At 63.8% G+C, this 594-nt stretch carries 1 protein-coding gene and 1 pseudogene; both read left to right on the forward strand.

Annotated elements, in window-relative coordinates; genetic code table 11:
* The coding region (locus HA630_RS00950; RefSeq protein WP_166832086.1) for an amidohydrolase family protein at positions 1–500 on the forward strand (500 nt) is incomplete at its 5' end.
* Positions 500–594 (forward strand): annotated as a pseudogene (locus HA630_RS22665) (protocatechuate 3,4-dioxygenase); the annotation flags it as partial. The gene HA630_RS00950 and the pseudogene HA630_RS22665, both read left to right, overlap by 1 nt.

Genomic DNA, 594 nt, shown 5'->3' on the forward strand with positions numbered 1-594 from the left:
TGATGGAGATCGCCGGCCGCATCGCCAAGCTCGGCTGGCACGTGGTCATCTACTTCGAGGCGGTGGACCTGCCCGAGCTGTGGGACTTCTTCACCGCGCTGCCCACCACCGTGGTGGTGGACCACATGGGCCGCCCCGACGTGAGCAAGCCCATCGATGGGCCGGAGTTCGAGCTGTTCCTGAAGTTCATGCGCGAGCACCCCAACGTGTGGAGCAAGGTCAGCTGCCCCGAGCGCCTGTCGGTCACCGGCCCCAAAGCCCTGAACGGCGAACAGGCCGCATACCAGGACGTGGTGCCGTTTGCGCGTCGCGTGGTGCAGGAATTCCCCGACCGCGTGCTGTGGGGCACCGACTGGCCGCACCCCAACCTGAAGGACCACATGCCCGACGACGGCCTGCTGGTCGATTTCATCCCGCAGATCGCGCCCACCGCCCAACTGCAGCAAAAACTGCTGGTGGACAACCCAATGCGCCTGTACTGGCCCGAGGAGTGCAAATAATGGCCCTGGAAAAACCCTACACCGACGTGCCCGGCACCATCATTTTCGATGCCGAGCAATCGCGCAAAGGCTACTGGCTCAACCAGTTCTGCAT

The sequence above is a fragment of the Aquabacterium sp. A08 genome (genome assembly GCF_011742065.1).